We start from the raw sequence: 5,995 nt of genomic DNA, 5'->3' as shown, positions 1-5,995 counted from the left end.
CCCGGTGCTGCTCACCGTCGGCCGGGCGGACCTCCCGCCCGGCTACCGGGGCGCCTCGGCACTGACTCCGCCCGCACGACGGTGAAGTGACGGGCGGGGCGCGGCGCCGCGCCCCGCCCGTCACCGCCCGAACACATACGTGAAGGGCCCCTCCCCCGCGCCGGATGCGGGGGAAGGGCCCTCCACGGCTACCACGCACCACGCGCGGGTCCGGGACGGACTCGGCTCAGGAGTCCATCAGATAGCGGGCGTAGGCGCCGGTCGTGAAGAAGCTGGGCAGCTTCTCCCCGAGCGCGGTCTCGACGAAGATCTCCCGGGCGTCGGCCAGCCGGTTGCCCGCGCCGAGATCGGCGTGGATCCCGGTGAGCTCCTCGTCCAGCCACTCCCGCACCAGGGGCTCGGTGACCGGGGTGCCGTCGTCGAGCTTGGTGCCGTTGCGCAGCCACTGCCACACCTGGCACCGGGCGATCTCCGCCGTGGCGGCGTCCTCCATGAGGTTGAAGATCGCCGCGGCACCGGTGCCACGCAGCCAGGCGTCCAGGTAGCGCAGCGCCACGTTGATGTTCGACCGCAGGCCCTGCTCGGTGACCTCGCCCCCGGCGCTCGCCACGTTGAGCAGGTCCTCGGCGGTGACCGCGACGTCCGGCCGCAGACGGTCGAGCTGGTTCGGCCGCTCGCCCAGGACGCCGTCGAACACCTCCCGGCACACCGGCACGAGACCGGGATGCGCCACCCAGGAGCCGTCGAAGCCGTCGGCGGCCTCGCGCTCCTTGTCCTGCCGCACCTTCTCCGTCGCCGTCGCGTTGACCTCCGGGTCCCTGCTGGGGATGAACGCCGCCATCCCGCCGATCGCGTGCGCCCCGCGTTTGTGGCAGGTGCGCACCAGCAGTTCGGTGTAGGCCCGCATGAACGGCACCGTCATCGTCACCTCCGCCCGGTCCGGCAGCACGTAGTCCGCGCCGCCGGTGGCGAAGGTCTTGATGAGGCTGAAGATGTAGTCCCACCGGCCCGCGTTCAGGCCGGCCGCGTGCTCGCGCAGCTCGTAGAGGATCTCGTCCATCTCGAACGCCGCCGTGATCGTCTCGATCAGCACGGTCGCCCGGATGCTCCCCTGCGGGATGCCGAGTTCGGCCTGCGCGAAGCGGAACACGTCGTTCCACAGTCGCGCCTCGTGGTGACTCTCCAGCTTCGGCAGGTAGAAGTACGGCCCACTCCCCCGCGCCAGCAGCTGACGCGCGTTGTGGAAGAAGTACAGCCCGAAGTCGACGAGACTGGCCGACACGGGACGCCCGTCGATCCGGACGTGCTTCTCCACCAGGTGCCAGCCCCGCGGCCGGGCGACGATCGTCGCCGGATCGTCCCCGATCACGTAGTGCTTGCCCTTGTCGGTGAAGTCGATGTCGCGCCGGATCGCGTCGTAGAGACTGCGCTGACCGCCCACGACGTTGTCCCAGGTCGGTGACGTGGCGTCCTCGAAGTCGGCGAGCCACACCCCGGCCCCGGAGTTCAGCGCGTTGACCGTGGTCTTCCGGTCGGTCGGGCCGGTGATCTCCACCCGCCGGTCGGTGAGACCGGGTGCGGGCGGGGCCACCTGCCACGTCTCGTCCGCGCGGATCGCGGCCGTCTCCGGGAGGAAGTCGAGCGTCTCCTCCCCGGAGGCGATGCGGTCCCTGCGGAGCCTGCGCGCGTCGAGCAGTTCCCTGCGCCGACCCGCGAAGGCGTTGTCGAGCTTCGCGACGAACTCCAGCGCCGCCGGGGTGAGGATCTCGTCGAATCGCTCCTGCGAGGTGCCGGTCACCTGGAGCCGGCAGTTGAGCGTGTCAGCCATCTCGTCCCCTTCGAGCAGTTGTGGCGCTGCCGCGGCCTAAGTGGCCGTCAGAACTGCGCCTCTTCGGTGGAGCCCTTCAGGGCGGTCGTGGAGCTTTCCGGGTTCAGCGCGGTGCTGACCAGGTCGAACCAGCCGGTGCCCGCCTCGCGCTGGTGCTTGGTGGCGGTGTAGCCCTGCGCCTCGGCGGCGAACTCCTTCTGCTGGAGGTCGACGTAGGCGGTCATGTCGTTGGCGTCGTAGTTCTTCGCCAGGTCGAACATGGAGTAGTTCAGGGCGTGGAAGCCGGCCAGCGTGATGAACTGGAACTTGTAGCCCATGGCGGCCAGCTCGCGCTGGAACTTCGCGATCGTCGCGTCGTCCAGGTGCTTCTTCCAGTTGAACGACGGCGAGCAGTTGTAGGCCAGCATCTGGTTCGGGTACTTGGCCTTGATCGCCTCGGCGTACTTGCGGGCCACCTCCAGGTCCGGCTCGGAGGTCTCCATCCACAGCAGGTCGGCGTACTCGGCGTAGGCCAGGCCGCGGTCGATGCAGGGCTCGATGCCGTTCTGGACCTCGTAGAAGCCCTCGGACGTGCGGTTGCCGGTGAGGAACTTGTGGTCGCGCTCGTCGGCGTCGCTGGTCATCAGCGTGGCGGCCTGCGCGTCGGTGCGGGCGACGACGATGGAGGGCACGTCGGACACGTCCGCGGCCAGGCGGGCGGCGTTCAGCGTGCGCTCGTGCTGCTTGGTCGGCACGAGCACCTTGCCGCCGAGGTGGCCGCACTTCTTCTCGGAGGCCAGCTGGTCCTCCCAGTGCACACCGGCGGCACCGGCGGAGATCATGCCCTTCATCAGCTCGAAGGCGTTCAGCGGGCCACCGAAGCCGGCCTCGGCGTCGGCCACGATCGGGGCGTACCAGTCGATGTCGGTGTTGCCCTCGGCCCAGTTGATCTGGTCGGCACGGCCGAGCGCGTTGTTGATCCGGCGGACGACCGCGGGAACCGAGTTGGCCGGGTAGAGGCTCTGGTCCGGGTAGGTCTGGCCCGCCAGGTTGGCGTCGGCGGCGACCTGCCAGCCGGACAGGTAGATGGCCTTCAGGCCGGCGCGCACCTGCTGCACGGCCTGGTTACCGGTCAGCGCGCCCAGCGCGTGGATGTAGTCCTCGCTGTGCAGGAGGTCCCACAGCTTCTCCGCACCACGCCGCGCGAGGGTGTTCTCCTCGACCACGCTGCCGCGCAGCTTCACGACGTCCTCCGCGGAGTAGGAACGCTTCACGTCCGCCCAGCGCGGGTTGGTCTCCCACTCCTTCGCCAGCTTGGCCGCTTCCTGCTCGAAGCTCTTCCCCGTGGACTCAGTCATCGCGTCTCTCCAACTTTGCGAACTTTGCGATTCCTCGCCTGTTAAGACAGACGATGACATGCCCTGCAAAAACCAAGCCAGAGCTCCAACTTGCCAAGTTGTGCAAATTTTGCCTATGATCTTGTGAAGTTGCGAAGGCGGCCTTCGCAGCGCCGATCGATCGACGCGGCTGGATCGGTACCGAACGAAAAACCCTCCGGAAGGGGCCCCCCTCGTGGACAAGACTTTCGCCGGAGCGCGCCTACGTCATCTGCGCGAGAGCCGCTCGATGAGCCAGGCCGACCTCGCCCGGCTGCTGGACATCTCCCCCAGCTACCTCAACCAGATCGAGCACAACAGCCGTCCGCTCACGGTGCCCGTGCTGCTGCGGATCACCGAGACGTTCGGGGTGGACGCCGAGTTCTTCGCCGACAACGACACCTCCCGGATCGTCGCGGACGTGCGGGAGGCCTTGATGGACGAGTCGATCGGGGCGGACGTCTCCCGCGGCGAGATCAACGACCTCGCCAAGAACCTGCCGTCGGTGGCCGAGGCGCTGGTCAAGCTGCACCGCAGCTACCGCAACGCGGTGGAGAGCACGGCCGCGCTGGTCACCGAGGACGGCCGGGGGTCGCACGGCAGCGCGGCGGCCCCGCTGCCGCACGAGGAGGTGCGGGACTTCTTCTACGAACGGGAGAACTACGTCGCCGAACTCGACGAGCGCGCCGAGCGGATGTATCACGACCTGGGCCTGCGCCGCGACGAGATCCGCAACGGCCTGCGCGACCGGCTCACCGAGCACTACGACGTCACCGTGACCAGCGAGGGGCTCAACGAGGCCGAGGGCGAGCAGCACCGCTACGAACCGCGGGGCCGGGTGCTGCGCATGGCGCCCAGCCTGCGCATCGGTCAGCAGGCGTTCCGGATGGCCTCGCAGATCGCGCTGCTGGAGTACGACGACCTGATCACCGAGATCGCCGACTCGTGGGCGTTCTCCGGCCCCGCCGCCCGCTCGCTGGCCCGGGTGGGGCTGGCGAACTACTTCGCGGGCGCGCTGATCCTGCCCTACCGCCTGTTCCACGGCGCCGCCGAGCGGTTCCGCTACGACATCGAGCTGCTGTGCGACCACTTCGGCGTCGGGTTCGAGACGGTGTGTCACCGGCTGTCCACGCTGCAACGGCCGAAGCTGCGCGGCATCCCGTTCTCCTTCGTGCGGGTGGACCGCGCGGGCAACATGTCCAAGCGCCAGTCCGCGGCCGGGTTCCACTTCTCCCGCGTGGGCGGCGCCTGCCCGCTGTGGGTGATCTACGAGGCGTTCACCTCGCCCGGCAAGATCTTCAGCCAGGTGGCGACCCTGCCCGACGGCAAGAGCTACTTCTGGGTCGCCCGCACGATCTCGCGCAACATCGGCGGCTACGGCAGCCCCGGCAAGATCTTCTCCGTCGGCCTGGGCTGCGAACTGCGGCACGCCCACCGGCTGGTGTACTCGGCGGGGCTGGACCTGGACGACGCCACGGCCGCCACGCCGATCGGCATGGGATGCAAGGTCTGCGAACGCCAGGCGTGCCCGCAGCGGGCGTTCCCCACGATCGGCAAGCAGCTCACCGTGGACGAGAACACCAGCACGTTCGTCCCCTACCCGGCGGTGCCGAAGCCGGAGGAGGCCTGACCGGCGCCCCGTCGCGGGGCCGCACGGCCCCGGCAGCCCTCGGCGAGGCCGGCGATCACTCCTCGCCGAGGGTCTTGCGCAGTGCCTCGTCGGCCTTGCGGGCCATGTCCTCGACCGCCCTCCGGCGTTCGGCGTCGGCCGCGTAGTCGGCCTCGCGGTCCCGCACGACCCGCGCGGGGGAACCGACGGCGACCGCGAAGTCGGGGACGTCGCCGCGCACCACCGAGTGCGCCCCGAGGACGGCTCCGCGCCCGACCCGGGTGCCGCGCAGCACGGACACCTTCGTGCCGATCCAGCCGTCCGGCCCGATCCGCACCGGCGCCTTCACGATGCCCTGGTCCTTGATCGGGCGGTGGATGTCGGTGGTGACGTGGTCGAAGTCGCAGATGTAGATCCAGTCGGACAGCAGGGTCGCCGCGCCGATCTCGATGTCGAGGTAGCCGTTGAGCACGTTGTTCCGGCCGAGGACGACCTTGTCCCCGAGGCGCAGGGACCCCTCGTGGCACCGGATCGCGTTGCCGTCGCCGACGTGCACCCAGCGTCCGATCTCCATCCGCCCGTAGCCGGGCCTGCAGTCGATCTCGACGTCGCGGCCGAGGAAGACCATGCCCCGCACGAGGATGTGCGGGTGGGTCAGCCGGAACTTCAACAGCCGCCAGTAGCGCACCAGGTACCAGGGGGTGAACGCTCGGTGGCGCAGGACCCAGCGCAGCGAGTCGGCGGTGAGGAACCGCGCCTGGCGGGGATCGCGCCGCGCCCGGGACCACGCCCGGAACCGGGCGAGCACGGGAGAACCCCAGATCGACGTCATGGCGGGACCGTACCGTGGACGCCGACAGGCACGGAGGCGGACATCGCCCGGGGACGAGGCGGAGGCAGAGTTCGCCCCGGGACGGGAGTGCGGACACGGATGGGCACGAAACTGATCATCGACACCGACCCGGGCGTGGACGACGCGTTCGCGCTCGCGCTCGCGGCGCGGAGCGCGGACGTCGACCTGCTCGGGGTCACGACCGTCTTCGGCAACGTCGACGTGGAGCTGACCACCGCCAACGCCCGCCGGGTGCTGGCGCTGTGCGACCGGGAGGACGTGCCGGTGGCCCGGGGGGCCGCACGGCCGCTGGTGCATCCCCGCCGGACCCGCCCGTCCTCCGCGCACGGGGACGACGGCCTGTCCGGCCG

The 5,995-nt window shown here is 70.1% G+C and carries 5 protein-coding genes; 2 read left to right on the top strand and 3 right to left on the bottom strand.

The window, feature by feature from the left end; all coding sequences use genetic code 11:
- Nucleotides 1–226: 226 nt before the first annotated feature.
- Both aceB and aceA read right to left on the bottom strand, forming a co-directional pair.
- Nucleotides 227–1,828, bottom strand: a complete 1,602-nt coding sequence (gene aceB, locus ACTIR_RS0109730) for a malate synthase A (RefSeq protein WP_026454123.1) — start codon at nt 1,826–1,828, stop codon at nt 227–229.
- A 47-nt stretch (nt 1,829–1,875) separates the two neighbouring features.
- On the bottom strand, nt 1,876–3,165 hold the full coding sequence (gene aceA / locus ACTIR_RS0109725; RefSeq protein ID WP_026454122.1) for an isocitrate lyase: 1,290 nt from the start codon (nt 3,163–3,165) through the stop codon (nt 1,876–1,878).
- Nucleotides 3,166–3,379: 214 nt separating this feature from the next.
- Here aceA and ACTIR_RS0109720 point away from each other — a divergent pair, with 214 nt between their 5' ends.
- Nucleotides 3,380–4,813: a short-chain fatty acyl-CoA regulator family protein gene (locus tag ACTIR_RS0109720; protein ID WP_026454121.1), complete on the top strand. Its 1,434-nt coding sequence runs from the start codon at nt 3,380–3,382 to the stop codon at nt 4,811–4,813.
- A 55-nt stretch (nt 4,814–4,868) separates the two neighbouring features.
- Here ACTIR_RS0109720 and ACTIR_RS0109715 read toward each other — a convergent pair whose 3' ends face one another.
- Nucleotides 4,869–5,624, bottom strand: a complete 756-nt coding sequence (locus ACTIR_RS0109715; RefSeq protein WP_026454120.1) for an acyltransferase — start codon at nt 5,622–5,624, stop codon at nt 4,869–4,871.
- A gap of 99 nt (nt 5,625–5,723) precedes the next feature.
- Here ACTIR_RS0109715 and ACTIR_RS22555 point away from each other — a divergent pair.
- Nucleotides 5,724–5,995, top strand: a 272-nt coding sequence (locus tag ACTIR_RS22555) for a nucleoside hydrolase (RefSeq protein WP_034239275.1), incomplete at its 3' end; no start/stop codon positions are given.

It is taken from the genome of Saccharomonospora iraqiensis subsp. iraqiensis, assembly GCF_000430445.1.
Taxonomy (GTDB): domain Bacteria; phylum Actinomycetota; class Actinomycetes; order Mycobacteriales; family Pseudonocardiaceae; genus Saccharomonospora; species Saccharomonospora iraqiensis.
The sequence above is the reverse complement of the archived record's forward strand: the minus strand, read 5'-3'. Positions and strand labels throughout refer to the sequence as shown.

Excerpts from the sequence above, each read along its gene's own strand:
- aceB (WP_026454123.1), bottom strand. The coding sequence starts at position 1,828 with ATGGCTGACACGCTCAACTGCCGGCTCCAGGTGACCGGCACCTCGCAG.
- aceA (WP_026454122.1), bottom strand. The coding sequence starts at position 3,165 with ATGACTGAGTCCACGGGGAAGAGCTTCGAGCAGGAAGCGGCCAAGCTG.
- ACTIR_RS0109715 (WP_026454120.1), bottom strand. The coding sequence starts at position 5,624 with ATGACGTCGATCTGGGGTTCTCCCGTGCTCGCCCGGTTCCGGGCGTGG.